We start from the raw sequence: 26,124 nt of genomic DNA, 5'->3' as shown, positions 1-26,124 counted from the left end.
AATAAACACGGACAAGCTGGGTGCGGTGTTCCGTCCATCGCATCCGGAGGTCCCGTTGTCGCGTCAGCTCCGCCTCAAGGGGCTCGCCCGTACGGCCGCCGTACGCGCCCGGGGGCTCGGCGGCGCGCTTGTGCGGCCCCGACTGCGCAGCACCGCCGCCGTGTTCACCACCATGTCGGCGCTCGCCGCGACCTCCCTGGTCACCGGCCCCTCGGTCGCCGAACCCTTCTCCACGGCGCCCTGCGCCCTGCGGCGCACCGTGGCCCACCACTCCGAGGGGCTGGACACCTGGAATGCCGCCTATCCGCGGCCGACCCGCCCGCTGGACGCGGTCATGCTCTTCCTCTCCTTCCCGGACTCCGAGCCCCTCGCCACCCCCGCCGAGCTGGCCGCCGACCACTTCCCGGGCACCAGCCGCTACTTCGCCCGCGCCTCCTACGGCAAGTTCACCTTGCGCCCGCACGTCCTGCGGCGTTGGTTCAGGATGCCGCGCCCCTCCACGGCCTACGCCCTGCAGCGGGACTGGAACGCCGCCGACCGCGCCGCCTACCTGCACGACGCCCTCGCCGTCACCGACCCGCGCGTCGACTTCTCCCGGTACGACATCGTCTACCTCGTCGCCGACCCGGACGCGCCCGGCGTCGACTCGGACGCCACGAAGGTCGTCAACCTGGATGCGCCGCTGCACGCCGACGGCACCGACCTGCGCCGTGTCGTGACGGTCTTCGAGCACCACCCGCCCGACCGGCTGGTCCTGGCGCACGAGACCGGGCACGTCCTGGATCTGCCCGACCTCTACCACCGGCCGGTCGACGGCAAGGGCGACTGGGACACCTTCGTCGGCGACTGGGATCTGATGGGCAGCCAGTTCGGAATGGCTCCGGACCTGTTCGGGTGGCACAAGTGGAAGCTGGGCTGGCTGGAGCCGCGGCAGGTGAGGTGCGTGCGGGGCACCAGGCCGACCCGGCTCACCCTGGAGCCCCTCGGCGCCGGTCCCGGGGTCCCGGTCACCGGCGCCGCGGGCGCGCCCGCCTTCGGGCTCGGCAACGGCATCAAGCTCGCCGTCGTCCGCACCGGCCGCGACAGCGTCCTCGCGTTCGAGGCGCGCGGGCCCGTCGGCAACGACCGCGCGGCCTGCCGTGCCGGCATCCTCGTCTACCGGGTGCGCAGCACGGCCGAGTCCGGTCGGGGTCCCGTCGAGGTGATCGACGCCCACCCGCGCGAGGAGGCCTGCTGGGCGGGATCGGTCTATCCGCCCCTCGCCGACGCCCCCGTCGCCCTCGGCGAGAGCTTCACCGTCCCCGGGGAGCGTGTGCGGGTGGAGGTGCAGGGGCGTACGGCGTCGGGAGCGTGGACCGTGCAGATCACGCCGGGAGTGCCCGAGGCGGGTACGGACGCCTGACCCGGCGGCGGGGCCCGGCGCGGCGGCCGGTCGGCGCGGAACGGTCCGCGGCCCGGCGGCGGCCGGTGGGGTGGCGCTCCGGGGCGGGGACGCTCCGGCGACGGCGCTCGGGGGGACGACGAAAGGCCCCCCGCTGAGGCGAGGGGCCTTTCGACTGTCGTGCGCCGCCAGGGACTCGAACCCCGGACCCGCTGATTAAGAGTCAGCTGCTCTAACCAACTGAGCTAGCGGCGCCTGCTGACGTCGTAGACATTAGCACCCTGGTCGGCGGGGTGCGAAATCGATATCCGCACGGCGGCGCGGGCCGCCCGGACGGCCGCCCACAGCACGACCTCGGGGCCGGGCAGCCAGGGGTGCCGGGTGTCGGGCGCCACCAGCCAGCGGCTCGCCGCCGTCGCCCGGCCCGAGGGGGCGGGTGCCGGCACGGTCACCGCGTCGCCGGTGCCGTGGCAGAGCAGCGGCGGGATGCCCGCCGTACGGCCGCCGGCCCACTCCTCCCACTCCAGCAACGCGGGCAGCCGCTGGGCGGTGCCGGGGGCGGCGAAGAGCAGCATCCGCCCGCGGTGGACCGCCACCGGTCCGGAACCCGGCCCCTCGTCCCACAGCCGGTCCAGCATGCGGCGCCCGAACAGGGCGGGCACACCGACGACGTCGAAGGCGGAGCCGCAGGGCAGGACCACCGGGACGTCCGGGCGCTCGTCCCAGAGCGCGAGAGTGCTGCGGGGGTACGCGGCCGCCGAGGCGAGCCAGGCGGCGCCGTCGTGCGTGACATGGCGAGTGCTGCTCATGCCACCTACATCTACCGGGGGTGAACGAACGGTTCTTCAGAGTTGCGGGAATCCGGGACATCGGAGGGTGGCGAGGAGTATCTTGCCCGCCTGGCATATGCCAGGTGTCGTGGAAGGCGGCGAACCGGGCGCGCCGGGCGGAAACCGGCGGCCTCGACGCCCCGGCGGGCACCTGAGGGGGATGTCCCGGGCGCCCCCGACGGCCCGGGCGTGTCAGGTGGGGTCGCCGAAGCCCGCTGCCGCGCCCTCGCCGCTGCGCAGCAGGTCGCGGCCGAACTCGACCATCTTCTTCGCGTAGTCCTCGGTCCACGCGGCCCGCTCGGCGATGTCCGCGGTCGTCATCCGGTCGAACCGGCGCGGGTCGGCGAGCTGCGCCGCGGCGATCGCCTGGAACTCCATGGCCCGGTCGGTCGCCGCGCGGAACGCCTGGGTCAGCTCCGTCGCCCGGGCCAGCAGCGCCTGCGGGTCGGCGATCGACTCCAGGTCGAAGAAGTGCTCGGGGTCGGAGGCCGCCTCCGCGGGCTCGAAGAGCAGGGGCGCGGGGCGTAGCCGCGGTTCGTTGCGACGCGGCGTGGGCTCCGCCATGTCATGTCCTCCTCGTGGGGTCGTCCCGTGTGTGCGTTCCGGGGGCCGCCGGTGGGCTGCCGGGTGTCTCGTGCGTGGGCCGCCTTCCATTGTCCCGCGCCGACGCAAGGGGGCCCCGGACCGGCGGACACCACAGCCTGGCCCCGCACCCCCGCAGACTCAAGGTCTCCAGGCCACGCGATGTTCCCCGAGGTGCGCCAGCACGGTGTGGTTCGCCTCCCAGCCGTCGGGGAACTTCACGACCGTCCCCAGCTGGACCGGCTCCGTCGACGGGTAGTCGTCCAGGAGCTCGCCCACACCCGCCCGGCACACCACGATGCACGCGTGCCGGTGCCGAGAGGCCAGGACGCACAGGCGGCCGGTCTCCAGATGGAACGCGGTCGCGTCGGGGCGGCCGGACAGGGGATGCAGCACCACGGTCACGTCGTACTCGCGGCCCTGGAGCCGGTTTGCGGTGTCCACGGTGACCTCGGTCACGCCCACGTCGGTGAGAGCCGTCCGGACGGCCGCCGCCTGGTCGCGGTGGGCGGTGCCGACGGCGACACGGTCGGAGGTGAGCGGGCAGGGACCGTCGGAGCGCTCGGAGACGGCCGCCCCGCCGCGCTCCAGCAGCCGCCGCACGACGTCGGCCACCGCGCCCACCGCCTCCGGATCCGTGCGCGGGGTGTGCCGCCGCGGCAGCTCCAGCAGCCCCCAGCCCGAGGCGGCCGCCTCGTCGATCACCCGGTCGGGAGCCGAGCCGTCCGACGGCACGGCGAACGACAGGCGGCGGTCGCCGTGGCCGGTGCCGCTGCGGAACGGCGTATAGGGGTAGAAGGCGTCCGACACCAGCGGCGCCGCCGACGCCGGCAGCCGCCAGGACACCGGCAGGCGGTGCTGCGGCAGCTCCGGGTTGTGCGCGAGCAGAGTCGTCACCGCCGACGCCGAGGGGTCGTACGACAGCCCCGCCCACTGCTCGCTGCCGACGATCGCGAACGGGTCCAGCTGGCCCGGGTCGCCCACGAACAGGGCCCGCTCGAAGAGCCCGGCCACGGCGAGCAGACTGTCCGAGCGCATCTGGTACGCCTCGTCGACGATCGCGTGCCGCCACGGCTCGTCGGTCCTGACGTGCGCCCACTTGGCGGCGGTGGACAGGACCACGGGCAGACCGGCCAGCTCGGCCGCCTTCGCCGACGTACGCACCTGCGGCAGGCCGTCGAGCGCCTTGTCGTACGGGTCGGCGTCGCTGCTGTGCAGGCGGCCCACCGGCAGCTCGGCGTTCTTCTCCGCCAGCCGCAGCACCAGGTCGTCGACCTGGGCGTTGGTCTGCGCGACGATCATCAGCGGACGCCCGGCGTCCGCCAGCTCCAGCGCCGCCCGCACCACGAGCGTGGACTTGCCGGCACCGGGCGGCGAGTCGACGACGACACCGCGGTGCGGGCCGTGCAGCGTGTCGCGCAGGATGGCATCGGTGGCCCGCGAAGCCGCCGCACCCGGGTCGAACGCGGCCTCGCGGGTCTGCGGCAGGGTCACAGGACGTCCTCCTCGGTCACCGGGTCGGCTGCCTCCGCCGGTGCGGCCTGCCCGCCCGGCGGCCCGCCATGGGTCCACGGCGTGTCCTCCGGGTCGGGCAGTTTCGCGCCGCCGCGCTGCTCGTGCTCGAACAGGGTGAAGCAGAGCCGATCGCCCTTCACGGGAACGGACCCCTCCACGGGCTCCTTGCCGCGGCCCATCCGGTCGACGATCCGCAGCACCACCGGACCGTCGTCGGTCCCGGTGCCGCCCGGCCCCCCGCCGCCGCCCTCCCCGTGGTCGCCGCCGGCGTGTCCCACGAACTCGGCCGTCTGCGCCTTCCCGCCCAGCGACCGGTACACCTTCGTGCACCCGGCCAGGTGCGGGCGGTCGTCCGTGCGGACGGTCACCAGCGGACGCGGGGCGGGCCGCTGGCCCTCGCTCCAGGTCATGACGACGTCGGTGACCTCACCGGCGAACGCCTCCCCGGCCAGCCGCCGCCCCGCCATCACGAGCGGGTCGTCCAGCGCCTCCTGCGCCTCCAGCCGGGCCTGCTCCCGCTCGCGCGCGGCCAGCTTGTTCGCGGCCGTCACGGCGTCGTCGCGGCGCGGCTGCGGCGGCTCGCCCGCCAGCACCCGGTCGCGGTGACCGGTGAACGACCAGCGGTCCCGCGTCCACCGCTCCTCGACGTGCGCGCCCTCCGGCAGCCGCCGCAGCAGCTCCAGACCGCGCCACACCGCCCGCCAGGTGGGCAGCGCGACCTCCTCCACCAGCGTGCGGATCTCCTGCTCGGCCGCGGTCAGGACGCCGAGCCGCTCGTCGGCGGCCGGGCCGTCCTCGGCGGCGGCCAGGGCGGTACGGGCGCGGTCGTAGCGCTCGATGGCGGGGGCGAGCAGCTTGTTGTCGAACGCAGGGTCGGTGGCCGGGCCGGCCGGGGGGCACACCAGTTGCCCCGCGCCGTCCCGTTCGCGCTCGGCCCGCTCGGCGGCCTCGGCGCCCGTCATGCGCTGCGGCGGGTCGATCCACGCCAGCAGTGCGCCCAGGTGCTGGTCCTCCAGGCTGGACTGGCCGGTCGCCCAGTGCCGGGCCAGCACGTCGGTCAGCGCCAGCAGCAGCGAGGAGCCGGGCACCCGGGCCCGCTCCCCGTAGTGGGTCAGCCACCGGCCGAGCAGCGGCACCCGGGGCGGCGCCGGGTACGGCGCCTGAGGATCCTGCTCGGCCGTACGGCGGAAGCGCATGGAGCGGCCCAGCAGCCGGACGAACTCGATGCCCGCGCGGCTCGGCACGATCAGCTGCGGTGCGTCCGCGCACAGGTCGACCTCGACCTTGACCCGCTTGCCTGTCTCCGGATCGGTCTCGGTCCGCTCGGCCGCCTCCACGGCGTCGGCGCAGGACTCGATGTGCGGCAGGACGATGTCGGCCAGCTCGGACAGGAACGCGAACCTCAGGTCGCGGTCGCGCGGCTGGGGCACGACGAGCAGCCGCGGCGCGTGGGGATCGGCGCCGACGAGCGCGCCGAGGGGGGCACCGGCCTCGCCCGCGGTCGTCAGCGGGACGACGACCAGCGGACGGTCCGACAGACGGCGGTGCCGCACGGTCGCGGTGGGCTGCGCGCGGCCGGTGCTGACGGCCTCCAGACGCGCGAGGGTGACGATCAGCGACACGCCGCCCCCTCCAGTGCCTCCACCCGCAGCGCCGCCGCCCTGCGCAGCGCCGCCACCACCGGGTCGTCCGGGTCGCCGGCCTCCCCGCGGGCCGCGGCCAGCACGTCCTCGACGGTGGCCAGGCCGCCCAGTTCGGCCCGCGTCGAACGGCCCAGCGACGTCACCGCGCCCGCCCCGCGGGAGCGGTCGCGGCAGTGGAAGGCCAGCTCGCAGGCGGCCAGGCACTCCGGCGCGTAGGTCGCCGGCACCGCCTCCACAGCGGCCGTGAGCTGCTCGGCGGGCAGGTCGGGGGAGAAGCACGTGCCTGCGGGGAGCGCGTCGGCGATCTCCTCGATGCGGGTGAGCCGGGACAGCTGCCGGGCGGTCACCGCGCGCTGCTTGCGGACGTCGACCGCGCAGGCGGCGGGCAGGTTGGAGAAGTCCTTGGGGCACACCAGCAGGATCCGGTGGTGGACCGTTGGCGCCGGATCCAGCCGGCCGGCGACCTCCTCCAGTGCGAGCACGTACACCGCGGCCTGCCGGGCCGCGGCCCCCACCTTCGCCGGGTCCGCGGAGCCGTCCAGCATCGGGAACGACTTGATCTCCACGACGGTCCAGGCGCCGTCCGGGTGCACCACGACCGCGTCCGGCTCCAGGAAGGCGGGGGATCCCGCGACGTCCAGCGCCAGCATCGGATGGTCCAGCAGCGTCCAGCCGCCCGCCGCGACGGCCTCCCGCAGCGCCAGCGCCGTCCGTGCCGTGCGGCCCTCGGGGCCGGGCGCGGTCAGGTCGGGCGCGTACGTCCGCTCCGGCGGCGGCGCCGCCGGGTCCAGTTGCTCCCGCACCAGCCGCAGCAGCACCGCGCCGCCGTCCGCCTTCACCCGCGTCTCGAAGGCGTTGCCCCGTGTGAGGGCGAACTGGGACTGTCCGAACGCAGCGGGCGCGCCCAGCGCGCTCGCCAGCGCCGCCTTGTTCACCCCGGCGCCGTCGAGCAGCGCGCGTCTGCTGCAGCCCGGGTTCGCGGCCAGCGCCGCGAGTCCGCGGGCGTCCAGTGCCTTGGCCGGTACGTCCGGACCGCGCAACTCAGCGAGCCGGTGCCGGAGCGCCTTCCCCCGCCGAGGCGTTGTCCGTGGGGGAGGCACCCGGCTCGGCTCCGGCTCCGAGCCGCGCGTCGCGCTGCCGTGGAATTCGCTCACCCGCCGAAGTCTGGCATCCGTCACTGACAAGCGGGGCGCCTGCGGCGCCGGAGCCCACCGCGACGGTCGGGACACGCGCGCCCGTCCAGGCCCACACCCGGTCCAGGCGGCGCATGACGACCGGCGCCAGCAGCAGCCCGACGCCCATCACGGCCGCGCCCGCCGCCGCGTCGAGGAAGTAGTGGTTGGCGGTGCCCATCACCACGAGCGTGGTGACGAGCGGGTAGACGACACCGGCCACCTTCGTGCTGCGCGTGCCGCCGTACCGCCACAGCATCACTCCGCACCACAGGGCCCAGCCGACGTGCAGACTCGGCATGGCCGCGTACTGGTTGGTCATGCCGCCCAGGCCGCGCGGCGCGCTGGCCTGGCCGCCCCACCAGCCGTACGAGCTGTACTGGGCCATCGTGTCCACGAAGCCGTGGCCCGGCGGCAGCAGCCGCGGCGGGCAGGTCGGCAGCAGAGTGAAGCCGATCAGGCCGAGGAAGGTCGACGTCATCAGCCAGGTGCGGGCCGCCCGGTAGTGCACGGCGCGCGACCGGAAGAGCCAGACCAGCAGTGCGGGCGTGACGAGGTAGTGCAGTGACGCGTACCAGAAGTCGGCCGGGACGCCGAGCCACGCCTGACGGGTCAACAGCCGGTTGAGCGGGTGCTCGGCGTCGAGGTGCAGGGCCTGCTCGATCCGCAGGATGTCCAGCCCGTGGCCGACGGCCGAGGACACGTCGCCGCGCACCAGGAGCCGGCCGGCGGAGTAGCACCCGTACACGAGCAGGATCAGCGGCAGCTCCGTCCACCATCGCAGCCGGGTCCGTGGGGCTGCCTCGATGCCTGGAGGCTCGGTCTGCGGCATCCGATTCGCCCTCCCCCTTCTTGTCGCTGCGGCACCCGGTGGCGCGGACGGTCACTCTACGGCGTGGGCGGGCGCCCGTACCGGCCGCCCCCCGGCCCTGAAAGACGTCGTGATCGCCCACCGGGTTGCCCGCGACAGCGGTGCGCGATGATGGAAGGGGTTCCGCTTCGGGCCGCCCCGCCGCCTGACGGGGTGTGCGGGCGGCCGACGCGCTGACACCCCCCAGAGCCGCCACCGCTCTCCGGCCCACTCGCACGGCCTTCCCCCGGCCCCCTCGTCCGCTCCGTTCCTTTCACACGGTTCACTCCCACTCCCACGGAAAGGCCGCTCATGGCACCGCGCATCCTGCTGGCCCGGCACGGACAGACCCAGTGGTCGCTGTCCGGCAAGCACACCGGCAGGACGGACGTCCCCCTCCTCGCGGAGGGCCGCCGGGGCGCCGAACTGCTCGGTGAGCGGCTGAACCGGGTCCCCTTCGACGGCCTCGCAGGCGCCGAGGTCCGCACCAGCCCGCTGGCACGCGCCCGGGAGACGTGCGAACTCGCCGGCTTCGGCGACCGGGCGGCCACCTGGGACACGCTCATGGAGTGGGACTACGGGGCGTACGAGGGCATGACCCCCGCCGAGATCCAGGCCGTCCGTCCCGGCTGGCTGATCTGGCGCGACGGCGTCCCCGAGGGGGAGTCCCTCGCCGACGTCACCGCGCGCGCGGACGAGGTCGTCGCCTGGGCCCGCTCCGCCGACCGCGACGTCCTGGTCTTCGCCCACGGCCACATCCTGCGCTCCATCGGCGCGCGCTGGCTGGGCCTGCCGCTCGACTTCGCGGCCCGCATACGGCTGAACCCGACCTCCCTGTCGGTCCTGGGCTGGGCCTACGGCGAGCCGGCCGTCGAGAGCTGGAACGACCTGGGGCACCTGGCCGGGCAGCTGCCGTAGCCCCGGCGCCGGTGGGCGCGCGGCGCGCGATCCGCGGCGCCGCGGCGTGCCCGCCGGCCCCGGCGGCGGGCGCCGGCCGACCGGCGTCAGGCGGTCCGGGGCAGTGAGGCGTGCCGCTCCAGGAACTGCGACACACCCGAGGTCCGCCGGTGCGGCAGCAGCACCCGCGCGGTCCCCGCCAGCATCGTCTGGATCCGCGACGACTGCACCTCGCCCAGCAGGTCCAGCACCCGCATCCCGGCCGTGGCGGCCTCGTCGGGCCGTCCACCGCGCGCGAGGTCGTCGGCCAGCTCGGCCGTGTACAGCGCGGTGTTCCGGGTGAAGTGCGGGTCCTGCAGCTGCGCCGCGCGCCGTGCGTGCTGCGCCGCGCGCCGCCAGTCGCCCAGCGTGGACCAGCACTGCGCCTCCAGGCCTTCCAGTTCCGCCTCGCCGTAGAAGCTCATCCACTCCGGGTCGGCGTCCGAGGCGCCGCGTGCGAACAGCGCCTGCGCCCGCACCAGGGCCCGCTCGCAGGCGGCGCGGTCGGCGAGCCCCGCCCAGCCGCCCGCCTCGCGCAGCCCCAGCAGCGACATCAGGCGGGCGGAGCCCAGAGGGCGCGCCGCGCGCTGGGCGGCCTGCGCGGCGCGCAGCGCCTCGCGCGGGCGCCCGGCGTCCCGGGCGAGGAAGGCGGCGTTGCAGAAGGCGTGCGCCTCCAGCGCGTCGTCCCCCGTCATCCGGGCGGTCGCGAGCGCCTCCGCGTAGTGGGAGCGCGCGTCGTCGAAGCGGCCGGAGTCGTGGGCCAGCCAGCCGACCGAGATGGCGAGTTCGCCGGCGCCGGAGTGGAGCCGGTCGGCGGTCGCCTGCCGGGTCGCGCCGGCGTCCAGCAGTGCGTACGCGGCGCGGAGCGGGGCCGCGGCGCGCCGGTACAGGCCGTCGGCGCCGTGCCGGTCGTCGAGCAGGCGGATCCTGCGGACGGCCTCCTCCAGCGCGCTCGCCTCACCCGCTCCCGGACGGCCGGCGGGACGTTCCGCCGCCACGGCGTCGGGGGCGAGGCCGAAGGTGCCCAGCGAGGCGGCGGCCACGGTGGCGCCCCCGCCGGTCATGAATGCGCGACGCAGCACGTCGCTCTCCTCGTGGTCGTCGTGCGTGTCGTACGGGTCCTGCGCGTGGTGCGTGCTCGGCGTGTCATACGGATCGCCGGTGCCCTGCGTCTCAGCGGCCCGCGGCCTGCGCCCGCGGACGGCCGAGCGGGGCGCGAACCCCAGGTCCGTCAGCGTGCGGCCGGGGAACATGTGCAGGAACACCCGCTCGTAGGCGTAGTTGGGGCAGCGGATCTCACCCGCCTCGACCCGGCCGATGTAGCGCGCGTCGCAGCTGACCCGCTCACCGATCTCGCGTGCGGCCCGCCGTACCAGTGCGGCGAACTCGGCCGGGGACCGCCGCCCGCGCACCTGCCGGAAGGCGAGGTTGGGCCGCGGTGGCCGGTCGGGCTGGGACGTCTGGGATGCGTTCAGCGTGGACGACGCCATGGCCGGGTCCTCTCGTGCGAACCGTCGAACCATGCCGGAACATGGGACGAGTTGACCGGTTTGCCGGCCTGATCACCCTGTCTCCAGCGGGCTAGAACGTACCTGCTGCGACGGAGCCGCCACGCGGTGTTCGGCTACAAAGCGGATATCTCATCCGCGATCTGCCATGAACTGCCATCCTTTGCGGCGGACTTCCGCCGTAGCCGTTGACGTCGAGATGCGTTGGACTCTGTGGACCGCACAAGACGTTCTCGCGGGTCGCGCAAGGTGTTTCAGAGGGGTTCCGTGGTGGAGGCCGGGATGGAGACCAGCCAGAGCATCGAGCCTTGTACGGCGCCGTCGACGGCAGGGCACCCGCCGAGTCCGGCGTGCAGCGCACCCCCGGCCGCGCGGGCCGCCTGGGACCTCGTCACGGTGCCGACCCGGCAGGGACTGGAGGCGGTGGACATCCTGCGCCGTGTCGCGCTCGACGCGGTCGGCCCCGTCCTGCACGACGACGACCGCGAGACGCTGGGCTTCCTCGTCCCGCCAGGAACCGCGGCGGGCTGGGACGTGCCGGGCAGCACCTGCACCGAGACCGACGGCCGCGGGGCCGGCCCGGCGCTGCCCGAGCCGCCGGTGGAGGGCTCCGACTGGCTCGTCCCGCCCGGGGAGGCGGACCTGGCGACCGACGCGGCGGTGCTGCGCGCCGCGCTGGGGGAGGCGGCACGGCTGATCGAGGCGGCGGACAGCTGCCGCTGAGACCGACCCGGGCGGGCGGTCCGACGCGCGGCTCCGCATAATGGCCGAGTGGGCAGGTCGAAGAATTCCCGGCGCCGGCAGGACGCCGCGGAACCTGTCGTCGAAGGTGTCGACGGCGGGCTCGCGGAGCTGGTGCCGGACCGGGACCGGCCGCGCGCCTGGACGCTGCTGCTCGACGGCGCGCCCCAGTCGTACGTCGACCTGGACGACCCGGTGTACCTGTCCTTCGAGTACCAGCGGCGCCTCGGCCACGTCATCGACCTCGCCGCCCCGCCCGGCCGGCCGATCCACGCCGTGCACCTCGGCGGCGGCGCGCTCACCCTCGCCCGGTACGTCGCCGCCACCCGCCCCCGCTCCACCCAGCAGGTCGTCGAGCGCGACGCGCCCCTCGTCCGACTGGTCCGGCGGACACTGCCGTTGGATCCGAACGCCCGGATACGCGTACGGTCGGCGGACGCCCGCGAAGGGCTCGCCAAGGTGCCCGACGGCTGGGCCGACCTCGTCATCGCCGACGTCTTCAGCGGGGCCCGCACCCCCGCCCACCTGACCTCCACCGAGTTCCTCGACGAGGTCCGCAGGGCCCTGAGGCCCGGCGGCCTGTACACCGCCAACCTCGCCGACGGGCCGCCGCTGGCCCACCTGCGCGGGCAGATCGCCACCGCCGCCGCCCGTTTCGCCGAACTCGCCCTTGTCGCCGACCCCACGGTGCTGCGTGGCAAGCGCTTCGGCAACGCCGTCCTCGTCGCCTGCGACGACCCGCTGCCGACAGCGGAGCTCACCCGCCGCGCCGCCTCCGACCCGCACCCGGGCCGGGTCGAGCACGGCCGGGCGCTCGTCGACTTCACCGGCGGCGCCGTCCCCGTCACCGACGCGCGGGCCGTCGCCTCACCGGCGCCGCCGCCGTCGGTGTTCCGCTGACGGCCGGGGGCGGGCCGCGGCCCGGCGGAGCCCCGCGGGTGCGTGCCCGCGGGCCGCGTCAGTAGGTGCCGACCTCCACCCGCGGCGGGCCGTCGTGCCAGGTGCAGAACACCGAGACCCGGTCCGCGCCCGACGTGAACTCCACCCGGATCCAGGACTCCGTCTTCCACACCTGCATGGACCAGCCCGGTCCGGGCGTGGCGGAGACGAGGGAGGCGTCCGCGGCGCGGATGTCGAAGACCACCCGGCCGCCGTCGGTGTCGTAGCCCTTCACCCGGCCCGAGGCCGAGGGGGAGGGCGTGGTGCTCGCCGCCGGGGCGGACGGCGCGGGCCGCGGGGACGTCCGGCTCGGCGCCGGCTCCGGCGGGGAGGACGGCCCGGACGGGCTCGGCCGTGCCGTCGACGACGCCAGCGGCGCGGACCTCTGCGTGGTCGCGTCGGCCGCCGTGATGGGCAGGGCGCGCGGCGGATCGTAGGCCGTGCCCGCCATCACCGTGTGCACACCCCACCACGACAGCGTGACCGCCGCGCCCGTGGCGAGCGACCACGCCAGTACGTGTAGGAGTCCTCTGCGCATCGCGAGCCATACTGCCTCACGCGCCCCGCGGGTGTCCCGCCGACGGGGAACGCTCCCCGATCGTCCGCGACGGAGGGCACCCCCGCGGGCGGAAGGTGTCCACAGGGCGGAAGGTGTCCACAGGGCCCGGAGGCCCGTCGCCCGCATGGCGTACGGTGCGGCGCATGGCAAGTGTGCTCGTGGTCGAGGACGACCAGTTCGTACGCTCGGCGCTCATCCGGCATCTGACCGACGCCGCCCACACGGTGCGCAGTGTCGGGACGGCGCTGGAGGCGCTGCGCGAGGTCGCCCATTTCCGCTTCGACGTCGTGATCCTGGACCTCGGTCTGCCCGACCTGGACGGCTCCGAGGCCCTGAAGATGCTGCGCGGCATCACGGACGTTCCCGTGATCATCGCCACCGCGCGGGACGACGAGGCGGAGATCGTCCGGCTGCTCAACGCCGGCGCGGACGACTACCTCACCAAGCCGTTCTCGGTGGAGCACCTCTCGGCACGCATGGCGGCCGTGCTGCGCCGCGCCCGCTCCTTCGCCGGGGAGACGCCCCCGTCCACCGTCATCCGCGTCGGCGGCCTCACCGTCGACCCGACGCGCCGCCAGGCCGAACTGGACGGCGCGCGGCTGGACCTGACCCGGCGCGAGTTCGACCTGCTCGCCTTCCTGGCCGGCCGGCCCGGTGTCGTCGTACCGCGCCGGGAACTGCTCGCCGAGGTGTGGCAGCAGTCCTACGGCGACGACCAGACCATCGACGTCCATCTGTCCTGGCTCCGCCGCAAGCTGGGCGAGACGGCCGCCCGACCCCGCTACCTGCACACCCTTCGCGGCGTGGGCGTGAAGCTGGAGCCGCCCGCGGAAGGGGAGCCACCGCGATGAGATGGGCACTGGTCAGGGTCTGCCTGGCGGTCACCACCATGGTCGTGGTCGCCTTCGCCGTCCCGCTCGGCCTCGTCATCAAGGAGATGGCCCGGGACCGGGCGTTCTCCAACGCCGAACGCGTGGCCGCCGCGGTCGTCCCGGCCCTGTCCATCACCACCGACCGCGACCAGCTTGAACGGGTCGTCGCCTCCGCGGAGTCCGACGCGGGGATGGCCGTCCACATTCCCCCGAGCGGAGACCAGCCGGCCGTCGACCTGGGGCGGCAGCGCGCCGCCGACGGGGACATCGCCACCGTGCGTCGACTGGGCCGCGCCTCCACCACCGCCGTGCCCGGCGGGTCGACGCTGCTGCAGCCGGTTGCGCTGAGCACGGGCGCGATGGCCGTGGTCGAGGTGTACGTTCCCGAGGCCGAGGTCAGCAACGGCGTCGGCACGGCCTGGGCGGTGCTCGCCGCGGTCGGGGCCGCCCTCGTCGTCGGCTCGGTCGCCGTCGCCGACCGGCTCGGAGTGCGGATGGTGCAGCCCGCGCAGCGCCTCGCCGAGGGTGCGCACGAACTGGGGGAGGGGCAGCTGGGAGCCAGGGTGCCCGAGGAGGGGCCGACCGAACTGCGGTTCGCCGCCGTCGCGTTCAACTCCATGGCCGACCAGGTCGTCCAGCTCCTGGCCAACGAACGCGAACTGGCCGCCGACCTGTCGCACCGCCTGCGCACCCCGCTGACCGTGCTGCGGCTCAACGCCGCCTCCCTCGGCGACGGTCCGGCCGCCGAGCAGACCCGGGCCGCCGTCGAGCAACTGGAGCGCGAGGTCGACACCATCATCCGCACGGCCCGGGAAGCCAAGCCGCAGACCGCCGCGGCCGGGCCGGGTGCCGGGTGTGACGCCGCCGAAGTGGTCCGGGAGCGGATGGAGTTCTGGTCGGCGCTCGCCGAGGACGAGGGCCGAAAGTGGCGGCTGGCCGGCGTCGACCGCCCGGTGCGCACCCCCGTGGCCCGCGCCGACCTGGCCGCCGCGCTCGACGCGCTGCTGGGCAACGTCTTCCGGCACACCGGCGAGGGCACCGCCTTCGCGGTCGACGTGCACAGCGGCGAGGACGCCGTGATCGTGCTCGTCTCGGACGCCGGGCCCGGCATCGCCGACCCCGAGGCGGCCATGGCGCGCGGCCGGGGCTCGGGCAGTGACGGCTCCACGGGGCTGGGCCTGGACATCGTGCGCCGGCTCGCGGAGTCCACGGGCGGCGACGTGCGGATCGGCCGCTCGGTGCTGGGCGGCACGGAGGTGCGGATCTGGATCCAGCGGGACGGGCGGCAGCGCACACCCTCCGGCCGGGGGCACCGCGGCGCGGTGCGGCGCCGCAGGCCGGGCAAATTGGTCTCGACCTTTAATCCTCCCCGATCCCTTCCTTAAGCGCACCCTAAGCTCCTCAACGCCGGTCGGGAACAAGCCGTTTGTCGGATTTCGGGTCGCTAGCGTGCTGCCCACCCCACCCCGTGAACAGCGAAGGCAGGCACGCGCATGACCACGCACCGGCGGAAGATCACTGGCAAGAACAAGGCGATCGGAGGCCTGGTCGCCGCGGCCGTCGTCGGCGGCGGCGCGGTCCTGCTCGCGGGCACCGCGCAGGCGGCCGGCATCGGCGCCGCGTACACCAGGACCAGCGGCTGGTCCACCGGCTACACCGCGCAGTACGTCGTGACCAACAACAGCGGCCAGGCGGGCAAGGACTGGAAGCTGGAGTTCGACCTGCCGTCCGGTTCCACGCTCAGCTCCCTGTGGAACGGCGAGTCGAGCGTCAGCGGGCAGCACGTCACGGTCACGCCTCCGACCTGGGACACCGACGGGCTGGCCGCCGGCGAGTCGGTGACCGTCGGGTTCGTGGTCAACGGCACCGCCGACCCGACGGGCTGCCTCATCGACGGGGACAGCTGCTCCGCCGACAGCGGCGCCACCCCCGAGCCCAGCGGCCGGCCCACCGACCCGCCGACTCCGACCGCCACACCCACGGCCACCCCCACACGGACCGCCACGCCCACGGCCACCCCCACACAGTCCGCCACGCCTACGCAGACCGCCACCCCCACTCCCTCGCAGAGCCCCGGGACCGGCACGGGCGCCGGCGCCGGCTTCGCCCCCTACGTCGACACCTCCCTCTACCCGGCCTTCGACCTGCTCGCGAGCGCCGACGCGACCGGCGTGAAGAACTACAACCTCGCCTTCATCACCGACGGCGGGGGCTGCGCCCCCAAGTGGGGCGGCGTGACCGACCTCGCGAGCGACGGCGTCGCCTCCCAGATCGGCGCCCTGCGTGCCAAGGGCGGCGACGTGCGCGTCTCGTTCGGCGGCGCGTCCGGCACCGAGCTGGCCACCTCCTGCACCTCGGCGGACGCCCTGGCCGCGGCCTACGGCAAGGCAGTCGACGCCTACCGTCTCACCAAGGTCGACTTCGACATCGAGGGCGGTGCCCTGCCCAACACGTCGGCCAACACCCGCCGCGCCCAGGCCATCGCCAGGCTCCAGCAGCAGCACCCTGACCTCGACGTCTCCTTCACCCTCCCGGTGATGCCGGAGGGCCTCACCCAGGACGGCGTGAACCTCCTGGCCGACGCCGAGCAGAACGGCGTGCGGACCAGCACGGTCAACATCATGGCGATGGACTACGGGGCCTCCTACAGCGGCGACATGGGCACCTACGCCGAGCAGGCCGCCACCGCCACGCAGGCCCAGATCAAGAGCGTTCTCGGCCTGAGCGACGGCGCCGCGTGGAAGACCGTCGCCGTCACGCCGATGATCGGCGTCAACGACGTGGCGTCGGAGGTGTTCAAGGTCGACGACGCCACCCAGCTGGTGAACTTCGCCAAGTCCAAGGGCCTCGGCTGGCTGTCGATGTGGTCCGCCACCCGCGACAAGGCCTGCCCGGGAGGTCCCAAGCCGTCGGCCGACGCCACGTGCAGCTCCGTCGACCAGTCCCCGTTCGCCTTCTCGAAGGCCTTCTCGGCCTACAACTGACCCTCCCGGGAGGCGGCTGGGAGCTCCGGCGCTCCCTCGCCCCTTGCTCGCCCCGGCCGGCCCTTCCCCCTGCCGGCCGGGGCGCCACCCGGACCCGCCCTCCGAGGCGGCCGTGCCGGCCCCGGACACCGACGGGTTGAGCGGCCCGCCCGGTGCCCGGGGCCGTCCGGTCGCCGTGCGGGCCCGTGGTGCGCCCGGCGCGGCACGCTCCCCACTGCGTGCCGCGCCGGGCCGTACGGCGGGCCTCCACCCGGCGTCCGAGGACCGGCCCGTCCGGATCCTGGCCCCGCGTCCCTGGCCCAGGTGGCTGGTTCCCCGGAGTTCCGACCCCCACGTCCCCGGCCGCTGGACTCCCGGCTCCTGGGTTCCCGGCCCCGGACTGCCGGGTCGCAGGGGGCCTGAGTGGGCCGGGTCCGTGATCCCCGGGACCGTGAAGCTCCAGGTCCGTGAAGTCCGCGGCACGCACGGAACCACTGCGCCCCGACCCCGCTGCCCCTGAGCCCCCGCTGCCCCTGAGCCCCCGGGCCCCAGAGCCCCCGGGCCCATGCACCGCGGTACCACGAGCCACCGGAGCCACGGCTCCCGGAGACCCCTTGGGCGACCGGGGCGGGAGAGCCGGGCGCCCCCGGCCCTACACGTCCTCGGTCTCCGGCAGCGTCCCCGTCCGCGCCGCCCGCCCGTACCACAGCGCGCTCGACTTGGGAGTCCGGTCGAGCGTCGCGTAGTCGACGTACACCGTGCCGAAGCGCTTGTCGTAGCCGTAGGCCCACTCGAAGTTGTCCATCAGGGACCACAGGAAGTAGCCGCGCACGTCGGCGCCGTCGGTGATGGCGCGGCGCACCGCGGCCAGGTGGCCGTGGAGGTAGGCGATGCGCGCGGGGTCGTGGACCCGGCCGTCGTCGCCGGGCTCGTCGTCGTAGGCCGCGCCGTTCTCCGTGATGTACAGCGGCAGGCCGGGGGCCTCCCGGCGGTAGCGCATGATCAGGTCGTGCAGGCCGGTGGGGTCGATGGTCCAGCCCATCTCCGTGCGGTCGCCGGGCGTCTGGTGGAAGGCCACGTCGTCCGCGCCCGGCCACGGCGAGTGGTCACTCGCGCCGTGCCCGTCGGCGCGCGGGCCGCCCCGGTGCGGCTCGGTCGCCGACACCAGCGACGGCGTGTAGTAGTTGAGCCCGAGCGCGTCCAGCGGCTGGTGGATGGCGCGCAGGTCGCCGTCGAGGACGTACGACCAGTCGGTGATCTTCGCCGTCGTCGTCAGCAGTGTCTGCGGGTAGGTGCCGTGCAGCATCGGCCCGTGGAAGACGCCGTTGGCCAGGTCGTCGATGCGGCGCACGGCCGCCAGGTCCTCGGGGGTCGGTGAAAGGGGCCGTACGACGCAGGAGTTGAGGCTGACCGCCACCGAGTTGCGGGTCGGCATGACGGCGCGCAGCGCCTGGGTGCCCAGGCCGTGCGCCAGGTTGAGATGGTGGGCCGCCCGCAGGGACGCCGCCGGGTCGGTGCGGCCGGGCGCGTGCACCCCGGAGGCGTAGCCGAGGAAGGCGCTGCACCAGGGCTCGTTGAGGGTGATCCACTGCTCCACCCGGTCGCCGAGCGCCTCGCCGACGATCTGGGCGTACTCGGCGAACCGCAGCGCCGTGTCCCGCTCCGGCCAGCCGCCCGCGTCCTCCAGCTCCTGCGGTAGGTCCCAGTGGTAGAGGGTGACCGCCGGCTTGATGCCGTGTTCGAGCAGTTCGTCGACCAGGCGGCGGTAGAAGTCCAGGCCCACCTGGACGGCCGGGCCGCGGCCGGTCGGTTGCACCCGGGGCCAGGAGACGGAGAAGCGGTAGGCGTTCAGCCCCAGCTCCGCCATCAGCGCCACGTCGTCGCGGTAGCGGTGGTAGTGGTCGACAGCGATGTCGCCGGTCTCGCCGCCGGCTGTCCTGCCCGGTGTATGGCTGAAGGTGTCCCAGATCGACGGGGTGCGGCCGCCCTCCCGCACCGCTCCCTCGATCTGGTAGGCCGACGTCGCGGCGCCCCAGAGGAAGGCGGGCGGGAAGGCCACCGGGTTCGTCGCGGGCGTCACCGGGTTCGAGGGCACAAGCATGGAAGCGCTCCCATAGGTGGTCGTGGAGACCGACGGGTCGTGAGGGGAAGAAGGATGGGCGGGGGCCGGGGCGACGGTGGCCCGGCTCCCGGGGGCGGCGGCGTCAGCCCTTGACCGCGCCCTGCATGATGCCGCCCACGATCTGCTTGCCGAAGAGCAGGAAGGCGATCAGCAGGGGCAGCGTGCCGAGCAGGGCGCCGGCCATGATGACCGAGTCGTCGGGGATGTACCCGGTGCCGAGCTGGTTGAGCGCCACCTGGACGGTCGGGTTCTCCCCGTTCAGCGCGATGATGGGCCACAGGAAGTCGTTCCAGGCCATCACGAACGTCAGCAGACCGAGTACCGCCATCGCCGGCCGCGCCGCCGGGAAGACGACGTGCCACACGACCCGCAGGCTGCTCGCACCGTCCACCCGGGCCGCCTCGATCAGCTCGCTCGGCAGGGCCTGCACCAGGTACTGCCTCATGAAGAACGTGCCGAAGGCGCTGACCAGGGTCGGCAGGACGACCGTCTGGAGGTGGTTGGCCCAGCCCAGGTCGCTCATCCACAGATACAGCGGTACGACGGCCAGTTGCGGCGGGATCATCATCGTGCCGATCGTCAGCAGCAGCAGGGTGGCCGAGAACCTGAACCGCAGCTTGGCGAAGGCGAACCCGGCGAGCGTGGAGAACAGCACCGTGCCGGCGGTGATGGTGCCGGCCACGAAGACGGTGTTGAACATGGCGGTGCCCATGCCCGCCTGGTCCCACGCGGTCTGGAGGTTCCTGAACAGGTTGCCGCCGAACCACAGCGGCGGCGGGGTCCGGGCCAGCCGTGTGTTGGTGCGCGAGGCCGCGATCGCCGTCCACACCAGCGGCGCCAGCGAGACGAGGGCGAAGAGCACCAGGACGACGTAGGTCACCGGACCCGCGTGCAGTTGCCTGCCGGCGCCCATCACCCGCATCGGGCGTCGGGCCGGGGCGCCCGCGGTCTTCTGGGGCAGTGTGACTTCACTGGTGGTCATGGGTAGTCCTCAGCCAGCGGGAGACCAGCAGGTTGATGGCGGCGATGATCAGCAGGATCAGGAACATCGACCAGGCGATCGCGGACGCCTTGCCGAGGTTGCCGACGATCCAGCCCTGGTCGTACATGTACAGGCCGAGCGTCTGGTACTGGTGCTCGGAGCCGCCCTTGGTGCCGCTGACCCCGCCGAACAGCAGCGGCTCGCCGAACAGCTGGGTCGCGCCGATCGTGGAGACGACCACCGTGAACAGGATGGTCGGCCGCAACATCGGGATCGTCACGCTCCGGAACTGCTGCCAGCGGTTGGCGCCGTCGATGGCCGCCGACTCGTACAGGTCGGCCGGGACGGCCTGCATGGCGGCCAGGTAGATCAGCGCGTTGTAGCCGGTCCACCGCCAGATCACGATCGAGGACACCGCGAGCTGCGAACCCCAGTCGGACTCGCGCCAGTTGACCGGGTCCGCGCCCACGAGGCCCAGCAGCCAGTTGATCATGCCGCTGTCGGGGGCGAACAGCAGCGTGAAGACCAGTGTCGCCGCCGCCACCGAGGTGGCGTACGGGGTCAGCATCACCACGCGCCACACGGTCGAGCCGCGCAGCCGGTAGTTGAGCATGTGGGCGAGCCAGAGCGCCGCCAGCAGCTGCGGCACCGTGGAGATCAGGCCGATGGAGAACGTGTTCCGGAGCGCGTTCCAGAAGAAGTCCGAGGAGAACAGGTTCTTGTAGTTCTCCAGCCCCGCCCAGGTCTGCTGGTCCAGTGAGGACAGCTGCACATGGTGCAGGGAGTACCAGGCCGTGTAGAGCAGCGGCACCAGCGAGAAGGCGCCGAAGATCACGAAGAAGGGCGAGATGAACGCGTACGGCGACGCCTTCATGTCCCAGCGGTACAGCCGGCTGCGCCACGAGCTGCCGCCCGGGGCCGGCCGGCCGCGACCCCGAGCGCGGCGGGCCGCGCCCGGCTGGTCACCGGGCGCGGTACCGGCGCTCGACGCGGGATGCGTGAGAGCCTGCTTGGAACCGGTCACTGGCCGAGCACGTCCTTGATCTCCTTGCCGGCGGCTTCCCAGCCCTGCTCGGGGGTCTTGCCCTTCTGCTCCACCTGCAGGATGCCGACGTCCGTGAGTGCGGTGTTGATCGGCTGGTCCTTGGTGCCGAAGTACTGCGTCGGGATCGTCCTGGCCGAGTCGGAGTAGATCTGGGTGATCGGCGCGTTCGAGAAGTAGGCCAGGGTGTCGGGCTGCGGCGTCAGGTTGCCGTAGGCCGCCGGGGTGGAGGGGAAGCTGGCCTGCTTGGCGAAGACCTTCTCCTGCTGTTCCGGCGCGGTCAGCCACTTCGCCAGCGCGACGGCCTCCTTCTGGTGCTTGCTCGCCGTCGGCACGCCGATGAACGAGCCGCCCCAGTTCGCCGCGGTGGGCGCCGCGGCGATGTCCCACTTGCCCTTGCCGGCGTCGCCGGCCTTCTCCTGGATGTAGCCGATCATCCACGCGGGGCAGGCGACGGTGGCGAACCTGGCGTTGGCGAAGCCCTGGTCCCACGGCTTGTCGAACTGCTTGAGCTTGGCCGACATGTCGCTGGTGGCCACGGCCATGGCGGCGTCCCAGGCCTTCTTCACACCCGCGGACCGGCCCCAGACGACGTTGCCGTCCTTGTCGTAGTACCGCTCCTCGCCACCGCCGAGCGCGGCGTTGTACACGGAGGAGGCGGAGTCGACGAACTTGGTGCCGCTCGGCGCCTTCTTCATGTACTCCGTGCCGAGGGCGACGTACTTGGACCAGTCGCCCTTCCACATCTCGGCGAGCTTGGCGCGGTCGGTCTCCAGGCCGGCCTTCTCGAAGAGGTCCCTGCGGTAGCAGATGGCCATCGGGCCGATGTCGGTGCCGAGCCCGATCAGCTTGCCGTCCTTGGTGGTGGCCTGGGCGTTCTTCCAGTCCAGCCACTGCGAGGTGTCGACGTCCTTGCCGAGGTCGACGAACTTGGCTGCCTGTGTCTGCACGGCCTCGGTGATGTTGCCGACCTCGATGGCCTGGATGTCGTCGGTGCCGGAGCCGGCCTGGAGGCGGGTGAGGACCTTGGGCCAGTAGACGTCGGTGCGGGTGGTGACGTTCTCCTTGATCGTGATGTCGGGGTGGAGCTTCGTGTACTCGTCGTACAGGCCGGCCTGCTTGTAGCCGAAGGTGCCGAACGTGCCGACGGTCAGTGTGATCCTGCCGCCCCCGTCGCCCCCACCCCCGCCGTTGTCCGAGGCGGACGAGTTGTCGTCGTCGTCGCTGGCGCAGCCTGCCAGCAGTCCCGTGGCCAGCACGGCGACGGCGGCCAGGGCCGTCACCCGGTGGGACCGGCGGGTACTCGTGCGCATTGCGTCCTCCTGTTGCCTGATGTGCCGACCCCCCGGCCAACTGCTGTGGTTGGGCCCGTTCGTGCTCGCTGCGGCTCGGGCGGGGAACGTGCGGGACGTGTATGTGTCAGATACTGTGGGAGCGCTCCCACAGGTGATGTGTTGAAGAGTCGTAGGTTCGTCCGGGGGTGTCAAGGGAGAGGACGCCGAGAAATGTGTTCAGTTGTCCGGCCGTTGACTGGACTCTACGGTTCCGCCGTCGGGTCGCGACGCCGACCCCCACGGTGGCCGATCCCCTCCGGCGACCGCAAGCGGAGGCCGACGCACCCGCGCGCGGGGCTGTTACATTCCAGGCCGGAGAGAGGGTCGACGGGGAGGCGGAGTCCATGGCACACGGAGCACGGGGTGGCCGCAGCGGAGGACGGCCCACCCTGGAGGAGGTCGCCGCCCGCGCCGGAGTGGGACGCGGCACGGTGTCCAGGGTGATCAACGGCTCGCCCCGGGTCAGCGCCGCCACCCGCGCCGCCGTCGAGGCCGCCGTCGCCGAACTCGGCTACGTCCCCAACAACGCCGCCCGTGCCCTGGCCGCCAACCGCACCGACGCGATCGCACTGGTCGTCCCCGAGCCGGAGACCCGCTTCTTCGCCGAGCCGTACTTCTCCGACATGCTCCGGGGAGTGGGCGCGGAGCTGGCCGAGACGCAGATGCAGCTGCTGCTGATCTTCGCGGGCAACGACCGGGAGCGGCGCCGCCTCGCCCAGTACCTGGCCGCCCATCGGGTCGACGGCGTCCTGCTGGTCTCGGTCCACGCCGACGACCCGCTGCCCGACCTGGTCGCCCAGCTGGAGATCCCGGCGGTGATCAGCGGCCCCCGCTCCGCGGCCGAGACGCTCACCTCGGTCGACTCCGACAACTACGACGGTGCCCGGCAGGCCGTCGAGCACCTGCTCGCCCGGGGCCGCAGGCGCATCGCCCACATCACCGGCCGCCTCGACGTCTACGGTGCCCAGCGGCGCGCCGACGGCTACCGCGCCGCACTGCGCGACGCCGGGTACGAGGCCGACCTGCGCCTCATCGAGGTGGGCGACTTCACCGAGGAGGGCGGTCACCGCGCCATGGGGGCCCTGTTGGACCGCTGCCCCGACCTGGACGCGGTGTTCGCCGGCTCCGACGTCACCGCGGCCGGCGCCCGCCGGCTGCTGCGCGAGGCAGGCCGCCGCATCCCCGACGACGTAGCCCTGATCGGCTACGACGACTCCGCCATCGCACGCCACATGGACCCGCCGCTCACCAGCGTCCGCCAGCCCATCCAGGAGATGGGCCGCCGGATGATCGACCTCCTCCTCACCGAGATCGCCGACCGCCGCCCGGCCCCGACACGCGAACTGGAGCCCCGCCAACTGGTCCTGCCGGCGGAACTGGTGGTGCGGGCGTCCTCCTGAGCGACGCACATCGGGACTGCCGTGCGGCACCGGCCGTGGGGAGAGCCGGCCCCGTGTGTTCCGGATGCGGTGGTGTTCGGGTGGGATCATCCTGGGGGCATGCCCGGCAAACGTCCTGTGATCGTGCACCTGCCGTCGCCGACCGGCGGGCGCCGGGTGCGGGTGGACGGTGAGATCCTCGGGCTCGCGCACGGCGTCCGGGATCTGGTGGAGTTCCTGCGGCGGGCAGGGCTGGAGATGGAACCCGAGGAGGTCGCCGACTCGCCGCTGATCGACTGGCGTGGGGCGGGGCCGGAGAACTGGGGGCGCGAGGCGGAGCTGCCCAAGGATCCGGGCGGAGCCGTCTGAAGGGGAGCGGTCCCGACGGAGCCGTCGCCTGCCCGGCCCTTCGGCGTTCAGGGTGAGTGACGGGACTCGAACCAGATTCTTGGATGAATCGTGACCTGCGGCGACGTCTGAAACTCGGACAAATGCGTGCCGTTCGATGTCGCTCGATGACGTCGAGTGCCCGTCAGAGCCGGGGTCTGTTCCCGCGGGAACAGGGTCTCCTGGCCTGCCCCGCGGTGGCGCCCGGGGTGAGTAGAAAACCCGCTATCCGTGATCCAAAGGAAATGACAGCGCCCCGCGTGTGCGGGGGTGCTGCTGCCCTGTCCTGTCTGTCTGGGGGCACGTCAAGGAGCGCGCTCGGGGCGGCCGTCGCGTACGGGGGCGGGGACGGCCGCCGGGCTACTGGCCATACGTCGAGCGGCTCGGATACGTCTGTCGCGGCACCCGAACGCATTGCTGAGTGTGGACGTAGGCAGTCGTGCCGGGGCCGCTCGCACTGTGGTGGTCCACCTGCGCCTACTGCTGCCACGGACGGTTCGGCTTGCCGCAGCGCGCGCAGTTCATCGCGTCGCCTGCAACCGCCGTGTCTACGCCATCCCGCACCGGCCTACATCGTCCACGCAATGCTCTCCCTGGCCTTGTGCACCTGGAGCCCGGTCCGCTTCCCCGACGTCGCGGCCGTACGGCGACTCGCCCAGCGCCTGGGCCGCGGTCGCCGAACGTCGGCTGGACGACGCCCGGCCCTGAGCCGACGCCCGGCTGCACGCCGTGCTGCCCCCGGTCGCGGTCGCTGTCGTTCCTGATCAGCGGCGGCACCAGCAGCGGCAACCCGAAGAATCTATTGTGACGCCTCAAAGAGGATCTCGCTCGGAGGGGTGGTTGAGTCGCCGAAGGTATGCGGCTGACCTGCAGGTTTGCTGGTCGAATCGGCGCCGTGTGCGCTCACCTTCGAATCCAAGGTGAGCGTCGAGTGGACCCCCAACGCCGCTGGATGCGACATTCGGGGTCACGGGGGTCAGCTGTTTCCGCGGAACGCGTCGCGGATCGTCTTGGCGGCGGAGAGCAGTGCTGTCATCGCGTCTGTAGCCGCGTCGGCGAGGCTGCGGATCCTCAACAGTAGGTACTCCACAGCGGCGATGCCTGTAACCGCCGTCAGTACAAAGCCCCAAATGTGGGACATTGGTGACCATTCGTGCCCGTGCCTTTTTCGAGGTAGCACGCTACGAGGTCACTTGCCCCCAACGTCCGCCCCGCAGGCGTTGCTAACAATCGTTCACTTCGGGGTGGTCAGCCGACAGGCCGCTTCCTCACCCACCCGCAGAGCGCACGGGTGTCGAGGGCGGGCGAGTCTGGGCTGTCGCCAGAGGGCGGTGGAGCTGGGAAGATCCCGGCGTGAAGCGCCTGAGGGACATCCGGAACCTGACCACTCTAGCGATGCTCGCAACCATCGCCGCAGGCCTGGCGCTGGTACTGGGCGTGATCTTTGCAGGCTGGACGTTGGGGCTCGGGACTGACGATCGAGTCGTCCTGGTGAACACGGCCCTCGTGATCTACACCTGCCTCCTGACCGCCGCAGCCGCGGTGGTGGCCGTGCTGGCCTACAGGGCTGCCACTGGGCGTCCGGAGCTGGACATCGAGATCACCTTTAGCTTCAGCTTTCCGAACGAGCCCGTCTTCGCGGCTGCATCTGACGAGGACGGTGTCTTCGAAGGGCGCGTGATCGCGGACTTCGAGCAGTCGTGGGCACGCGTGGTGATGAGCAACGCCAGCACGTATGCAGCCAAGAACCCGGGCGTCAGGATTGAGCTCGAGTGGCTGGGCGGATTCGCGGCAATGGAGGGGTGGGAGTCGGTGGCTTTCACTCACGGTGTAGGGGTGACTGCAATCCAGTGGGATGGCGGAACGGACAGCATCGTCCATGGCCGGTGGTCGCGAGTGCTGCCTTCCTTCGATCTTGCCCATGCTCGAGAGCTTGTTCCGGGTGATAGCACCCTCGTCGTCACCATCGTTGCCGACGGTATCGAGCCTGTTATCAGGCGGCTTCCCGTGCGCATCCTTACCGAAGTCGAGTACGAGGTGTACACAGAGCAGCGAGCTCGGCGACTAGCGCAGGAGTGGGAAGAAGTGGGCAGTCCCGCAGCGTGACATGGGGCCCCCGGCAGGCGACTCTGCTGTCGTCGGCCGGGGCCGTTCGCGTGTCGGTCAGGCCCGTGCCTCAACGATGAACGTGCCACGGGCCCGTAGCGCGCGCGGCCCGCCCCCTGATCTGCCGTCAGGCGGGCCGCCCGCCTCTCCCACGTGTCGGCGACGGGTGAATCCTGGTTCTGGATCACTTTCCGTGCAGCGTTGACGGACGGTCACGGGCCCGCCCCCGCCGCACGGTCACCCGGCCAGCAGGACGCGCTTGCGGAGCAGGGCCAAGCCCG

Annotated in this window: 22 protein-coding genes and 1 tRNA gene; 10 read left to right on the top strand and 13 right to left on the bottom strand. The window is 73.2% G+C overall.

Features of this window, described 5'->3' with window-relative positions:
* The first annotated feature begins 55 nt into the window (after window positions 1-55).
* The gene (locus JS756_RS17075; RefSeq protein ID WP_205383957.1) at window positions 56-1,402 is read left to right on the top strand and encodes a M6 family metalloprotease domain-containing protein; all 1,347 of its coding nucleotides are present in this window, start codon (window positions 56-58) and stop codon (window positions 1,400-1,402) included.
* A gap of 160 nt (window positions 1,403-1,562) precedes the next feature.
* On the opposite strand, the gene JS756_RS17070 is transcribed toward JS756_RS17075, so the two are convergent.
* From JS756_RS17070 to JS756_RS17040, 7 genes are all read right to left on the bottom strand, one after another.
* Window positions 1,563-1,636: transfer RNA gene (locus JS756_RS17070), tRNA-Lys, on the bottom strand.
* Window positions 1,627-2,190, bottom strand: a complete 564-nt coding sequence (locus JS756_RS17065; RefSeq protein ID WP_205383956.1) for a bifunctional DNA primase/polymerase — start codon at window positions 2,188-2,190, stop codon at window positions 1,627-1,629. The genes JS756_RS17070 and JS756_RS17065 overlap by 10 nt, the downstream gene beginning before the upstream one ends.
* A gap of 213 nt (window positions 2,191-2,403) precedes the next feature.
* Window positions 2,404-2,775: a DUF8844 domain-containing protein gene (locus tag JS756_RS17060; RefSeq protein ID WP_205383955.1), complete on the bottom strand. Its 372-nt coding sequence runs from the start codon at window positions 2,773-2,775 to the stop codon at window positions 2,404-2,406.
* Between the two features lie 159 nt (window positions 2,776-2,934).
* Window positions 2,935-4,287 carry an AAA domain-containing protein gene (locus tag JS756_RS17055; RefSeq protein WP_307790724.1) on the bottom strand — a complete coding sequence of 451 codons (1,353 nt, stop codon included), beginning with the start codon at window positions 4,285-4,287 and terminating at the stop codon, window positions 2,935-2,937.
* On the bottom strand, window positions 4,284-5,930 hold the full coding sequence (locus tag JS756_RS17050; protein ID WP_205383954.1) for an amino acid adenylation domain-containing protein: 1,647 nt from the start codon (window positions 5,928-5,930) through the stop codon (window positions 4,284-4,286). The genes JS756_RS17055 and JS756_RS17050 overlap by 4 nt, the downstream gene beginning before the upstream one ends.
* On the bottom strand, window positions 5,921-7,051 hold the full coding sequence (locus JS756_RS17045; protein ID WP_205384093.1) for a hypothetical protein: 1,131 nt from the start codon (window positions 7,049-7,051) through the stop codon (window positions 5,921-5,923). Before JS756_RS17045 ends, JS756_RS17050 begins: the two co-directional genes overlap by 10 nt.
* The gene (locus tag JS756_RS17040) at window positions 6,993-7,955 is read right to left on the bottom strand and encodes a phosphatase PAP2 family protein (RefSeq protein WP_205383953.1); all 963 of its coding nucleotides are present in this window, start codon (window positions 7,953-7,955) and stop codon (window positions 6,993-6,995) included. Before JS756_RS17040 ends, JS756_RS17045 begins: the two co-directional genes overlap by 59 nt.
* Before the next feature lie 330 nt (window positions 7,956-8,285).
* On the opposite strand from JS756_RS17040, the gene JS756_RS17035 reads away from it, so the two are divergent.
* The gene (locus tag JS756_RS17035) at window positions 8,286-8,891 is read left to right on the top strand and encodes a histidine phosphatase family protein (protein ID WP_205383952.1); all 606 of its coding nucleotides are present in this window, start codon (window positions 8,286-8,288) and stop codon (window positions 8,889-8,891) included.
* Between the two features lie 86 nt (window positions 8,892-8,977).
* Here JS756_RS17035 and JS756_RS17030 read toward each other — a convergent pair whose 3' ends face one another.
* A complete protein-coding gene (locus JS756_RS17030) occupies window positions 8,978-10,399 on the bottom strand; it encodes an NsdA family TPR-like regulatory protein (RefSeq protein ID WP_205383951.1) in 1,422 nt (473 codons plus the stop codon).
* 300 nt (window positions 10,400-10,699) lie between these two features.
* On the opposite strand from JS756_RS17030, the gene JS756_RS17025 reads away from it, so the two are divergent.
* Window positions 10,700-11,140: a hypothetical protein gene (locus JS756_RS17025; RefSeq protein ID WP_205383950.1), complete on the top strand. Its 441-nt coding sequence runs from the start codon at window positions 10,700-10,702 to the stop codon at window positions 11,138-11,140.
* A 48-nt stretch (window positions 11,141-11,188) separates the two neighbouring features.
* Window positions 11,189-12,058, top strand: a complete 870-nt coding sequence (locus JS756_RS17020; protein ID WP_205383949.1) for a spermidine synthase — start codon at window positions 11,189-11,191, stop codon at window positions 12,056-12,058.
* Window positions 12,059-12,116: 58 nt separating this feature from the next.
* Here the strand turns inward: JS756_RS17020 and JS756_RS17015 are convergent, their stop codons facing one another.
* Complete coding sequence (locus tag JS756_RS17015) at window positions 12,117-12,635, bottom strand: hypothetical protein (RefSeq protein WP_205383948.1); 519 nt, start codon at window positions 12,633-12,635, stop codon at window positions 12,117-12,119.
* 164 nt (window positions 12,636-12,799) lie between these two features.
* Between JS756_RS17015 and JS756_RS17010 the strand changes: the two genes are divergently transcribed.
* From JS756_RS17010 to JS756_RS17000, 3 genes are all read left to right on the top strand, one after another.
* The gene (locus JS756_RS17010; protein WP_205383947.1) at window positions 12,800-13,507 is read left to right on the top strand and encodes a response regulator transcription factor; all 708 of its coding nucleotides are present in this window, start codon (window positions 12,800-12,802) and stop codon (window positions 13,505-13,507) included.
* Window positions 13,504-14,913: a sensor histidine kinase gene (locus JS756_RS17005; protein WP_205383946.1), complete on the top strand. Its 1,410-nt coding sequence runs from the start codon at window positions 13,504-13,506 to the stop codon at window positions 14,911-14,913. Before JS756_RS17010 ends, JS756_RS17005 begins: the two co-directional genes overlap by 4 nt.
* 108 nt (window positions 14,914-15,021) lie before the next feature.
* On the top strand, window positions 15,022-16,512 hold the full coding sequence (locus JS756_RS17000) for a glycoside hydrolase family 18 protein (RefSeq protein ID WP_205383945.1): 1,491 nt from the start codon (window positions 15,022-15,024) through the stop codon (window positions 16,510-16,512).
* Window positions 16,513-17,143: 631 nt separating this feature from the next.
* Here the strand turns inward: JS756_RS17000 and JS756_RS16995 are convergent.
* From JS756_RS16995 to JS756_RS16980, 4 genes are all read right to left on the bottom strand, one after another.
* Window positions 17,144-18,592: a GH1 family beta-glucosidase gene (locus JS756_RS16995; protein WP_205383944.1), complete on the bottom strand. Its 1,449-nt coding sequence runs from the start codon at window positions 18,590-18,592 to the stop codon at window positions 17,144-17,146.
* A 103-nt stretch (window positions 18,593-18,695) separates the two neighbouring features.
* Window positions 18,696-19,595, bottom strand: coding sequence for a carbohydrate ABC transporter permease (locus JS756_RS16990; RefSeq protein ID WP_205383943.1), 900 nt, complete (start codon window positions 19,593-19,595; stop codon window positions 18,696-18,698).
* Window positions 19,582-20,619, bottom strand: a complete 1,038-nt coding sequence (locus tag JS756_RS16985; RefSeq protein WP_205383942.1) for a carbohydrate ABC transporter permease — start codon at window positions 20,617-20,619, stop codon at window positions 19,582-19,584. The genes JS756_RS16990 and JS756_RS16985 overlap by 14 nt, the downstream gene beginning before the upstream one ends.
* Window positions 20,616-21,950 carry an ABC transporter substrate-binding protein gene (locus JS756_RS16980; RefSeq protein WP_205383941.1) on the bottom strand — a complete coding sequence of 445 codons (1,335 nt, stop codon included), beginning with the start codon at window positions 21,948-21,950 and terminating at the stop codon, window positions 20,616-20,618. Before JS756_RS16980 ends, JS756_RS16985 begins: the two co-directional genes overlap by 4 nt.
* 365 nt (window positions 21,951-22,315) lie before the next feature.
* On the opposite strand from JS756_RS16980, the gene JS756_RS16975 reads away from it, so the two are divergent.
* The 3 genes from JS756_RS16975 (at window position 22,316) to JS756_RS16965 (ending at window position 25,843) form a co-directional block, all read left to right on the top strand.
* Window positions 22,316-23,371 carry a LacI family DNA-binding transcriptional regulator gene (locus JS756_RS16975; RefSeq protein WP_205383940.1) on the top strand — a complete coding sequence of 352 codons (1,056 nt, stop codon included), beginning with the start codon at window positions 22,316-22,318 and terminating at the stop codon, window positions 23,369-23,371.
* A gap of 99 nt (window positions 23,372-23,470) precedes the next feature.
* Window positions 23,471-23,719 (top strand): hypothetical protein, encoded by a 249-nt coding sequence (locus JS756_RS16970; protein ID WP_205383939.1) that lies wholly within the window; start codon window positions 23,471-23,473, stop codon window positions 23,717-23,719.
* A 1,371-nt stretch (window positions 23,720-25,090) separates the two neighbouring features.
* The gene (locus tag JS756_RS16965; protein WP_205383938.1) at window positions 25,091-25,843 is read left to right on the top strand and encodes a hypothetical protein; all 753 of its coding nucleotides are present in this window, start codon (window positions 25,091-25,093) and stop codon (window positions 25,841-25,843) included.
* Window positions 25,844-26,124 lie beyond the last annotated feature (281 nt).

The organism is Streptomyces actuosus (assembly GCF_016921115.1).
Taxonomy (GTDB): Bacteria; Actinomycetota; Actinomycetes; order Streptomycetales; family Streptomycetaceae; genus Streptomyces; species Streptomyces actuosus_A.
Note: the sequence above shows the minus strand (reverse complement) of the source record. Positions and strands in the feature narration are given on the sequence as shown.

Bases quoted from the DNA above. Each gene is read 5' to 3' on its own strand.
- JS756_RS17065 (WP_205383956.1), bottom strand. From the start codon at position 2,190: ATGAGCAGCACTCGCCATGTCACGCACGACGGCGCCGCCTGGCTCGCC.
- JS756_RS17060 (WP_205383955.1), bottom strand. From the start codon at position 2,775: ATGGCGGAGCCCACGCCGCGTCGCAACGAACCGCGGCTACGCCCCGCG.
- JS756_RS17040 (WP_205383953.1), bottom strand. From the start codon at position 7,955: ATGCCGCAGACCGAGCCTCCAGGCATCGAGGCAGCCCCACGGACCCGG.
- JS756_RS17035 (WP_205383952.1), top strand. From the start codon at position 8,286: ATGGCACCGCGCATCCTGCTGGCCCGGCACGGACAGACCCAGTGGTCG.
- JS756_RS17030 (WP_205383951.1), bottom strand. From the start codon at position 10,399: ATGGCGTCGTCCACGCTGAACGCATCCCAGACGTCCCAGCCCGACCGG.
- JS756_RS17025 (WP_205383950.1), top strand. From the start codon at position 10,700: ATGGAGACCAGCCAGAGCATCGAGCCTTGTACGGCGCCGTCGACGGCA.
- JS756_RS17015 (WP_205383948.1), bottom strand. From the start codon at position 12,635: ATGCGCAGAGGACTCCTACACGTACTGGCGTGGTCGCTCGCCACGGGC.
- JS756_RS17010 (WP_205383947.1), top strand. From the start codon at position 12,800: ATGGCAAGTGTGCTCGTGGTCGAGGACGACCAGTTCGTACGCTCGGCG.
- JS756_RS17005 (WP_205383946.1), top strand. From the start codon at position 13,504: ATGAGATGGGCACTGGTCAGGGTCTGCCTGGCGGTCACCACCATGGTC.
- JS756_RS17000 (WP_205383945.1), top strand. From the start codon at position 15,022: ATGACCACGCACCGGCGGAAGATCACTGGCAAGAACAAGGCGATCGGA.
- JS756_RS16995 (WP_205383944.1), bottom strand. From the start codon at position 18,592: ATGCTTGTGCCCTCGAACCCGGTGACGCCCGCGACGAACCCGGTGGCC.
- JS756_RS16990 (WP_205383943.1), bottom strand. From the start codon at position 19,595: ATGACCACCAGTGAAGTCACACTGCCCCAGAAGACCGCGGGCGCCCCG.
- JS756_RS16980 (WP_205383941.1), bottom strand. From the start codon at position 21,950: ATGCGCACGAGTACCCGCCGGTCCCACCGGGTGACGGCCCTGGCCGCC.
- JS756_RS16975 (WP_205383940.1), top strand. From the start codon at position 22,316: ATGGCACACGGAGCACGGGGTGGCCGCAGCGGAGGACGGCCCACCCTG.
- JS756_RS16970 (WP_205383939.1), top strand. From the start codon at position 23,471: ATGCCCGGCAAACGTCCTGTGATCGTGCACCTGCCGTCGCCGACCGGC.